Consider the following 1,754-nt stretch of genomic DNA (forward strand, 5'->3'; position numbering starts at 1 on the left):
CTCCTGTATTACTCTATATTAACTTCTTTTGTCAATTCATATACATCCAAATTAAGATAAATTGTTAGCGGATCAATGGCCCTGGAGTGCGGCACAGTGGGGTAATAAAACTAAGAAATATTAGTTGTTTTTATCCTTCTAATAAAAAAATAGCATTCTTGATGACCTTGACATATAATTTACTTATTTAACCTTCTAACAAGAAGAAAAAGTAAAGTAAAAATTTAAATAGTTAACCTCATTATTAGGGTTAATCAATACTAATGTATTTTCAAATCCCCAGGTAAAGAAATAGTCGGCAATCTTTATCAAGTATTTAGTTAATTTAATTTAAAGAATAGGGCTCTACTTAAGAAAAAATGGGGTTTTAAAAAGAAGGATTTCATAAATGCAGCGTTTCTTTCAGTTTTTCTTAGGAGCTTTTCTTATCTTTCTCTATATGATTCCTTCTTGTATTTTAGGTATGCTTGCGCTTATTTTTGGTCTTCTAGCTCGACTCATACCAGTTAACTCTTGGTATGAAACTTTAATGAAAATTGCTTTATTTTTTCCAACTTTATGGGGTATTATTTCTGGAAAATTTCTAAGTGTGCGCCGTCATCGATGGAAAATTAAAGGCAAAGGTAATCTTTCTCCTCATAAATGGTATCTATTAATTAGTAATCATCAAAGCTGGCTTGATATATTAGTACTTGGACGCGTATTTAGTCATAAAACTTCTGTTATTAAATTTTTTATGAAACGAGAGCTGCTATGGAGGTTGCCTATACTTGGCCTAAGTTGCTGGTCTTTGAATTATCCTTTCGTGCGACGACATTCCCCTCAGGCAATTCGCAAAAAACCAAAATTGAAAGGACAAGATATTCAAACTACAAAAAAGGCATGTGAAAAATTTAAAGAATTTCCAACTACAATAATTAATTTTGTAGAAGGTACTCGTTTTACGATTGCTCAGCAGAAAAGCCAATCTTCTCCTTATATACATTTGTTAAAACCAAAATCAGGGGGAATTGCAATTGTTATCAAAGAATTACAGAAGGAATTAAGTGGAATTTTAAATGTAACAATTCATTATTCCCAACCACTTACCTTCTGGAAATATTTTCAGGGTGATTATTCTACGATCACTGTGCATTATGAATTATTACCTTTACCTTCTGATCTTATCGGTGATTATTATGAAAATCGCAATTTTCGTCGTTATTTTCAAAAATGGCTAAATTTACTTTGGAAACGCAAAGATTTATTGTTAGATGAACTAGGTCGTGCAATCTATTGATATGATCCGTAGAAAACAAATCACCATGATCAGCTGGAAAAGTTCATAGGCATTATGACAACAGTAAAAATTCTAAAATAACAATTTCAAAAAATCATCCTCAGATTTATTTCACTATTATCTGGCCGATTACACAAGAAGACGACTACTTAATCAAGGTTATTAAGGATCTCTCAATATGGCATACAGGAAAGTTTTTTCGTTCAAGACTAATCACACAAAAATACGCTTTGTTGCTTGACGAAAAAACGTATTGTGAAAGCGATATAAAAGACTTATCAGTATCAAATAAATTAATCTTAATGAGATTACAGTTTTTCTGTCCCTCTATAATGAAAATCTCCTAAGATCTTTTAGTGAGCTAGAAAAATCAATATTCATTCTTTAACTGATTGATATATATTACTGCAAGCTATCCTCAGGAAATAAAGGCACCCATAACAAGCTTTTTAATTAAACAAAAGCTCATCTATAA

1 protein-coding gene is annotated in these 1,754 nt (G+C 31.1%); it reads left to right on the forward strand.

Features of this window, described 5'->3' with window-relative positions; genetic code table 11:
* The first annotated feature begins 388 nt into the window (after positions 1-388).
* The gene (locus CLERM_RS00290) at positions 389-1,279 is read left to right on the forward strand and encodes an acetyltransferase (RefSeq protein WP_102156637.1); all 891 of its coding nucleotides are present in this window, start codon (positions 389-391) and stop codon (positions 1,277-1,279) included.
* Positions 1,280-1,754 lie beyond the last annotated feature (475 nt).

Source organism: Coxiella-like endosymbiont (genome assembly GCF_002871095.1).
GTDB lineage: Bacteria > Pseudomonadota > Gammaproteobacteria > Coxiellales > Coxiellaceae > Coxiella.

Coding starts and splice junctions, on each gene's coding strand:
- CLERM_RS00290 (WP_102156637.1), top strand. CDS start 389: ATGCAGCGTTTCTTTCAGTTTTTCTTAGGAGCTTTTCTTATCTTTCTC.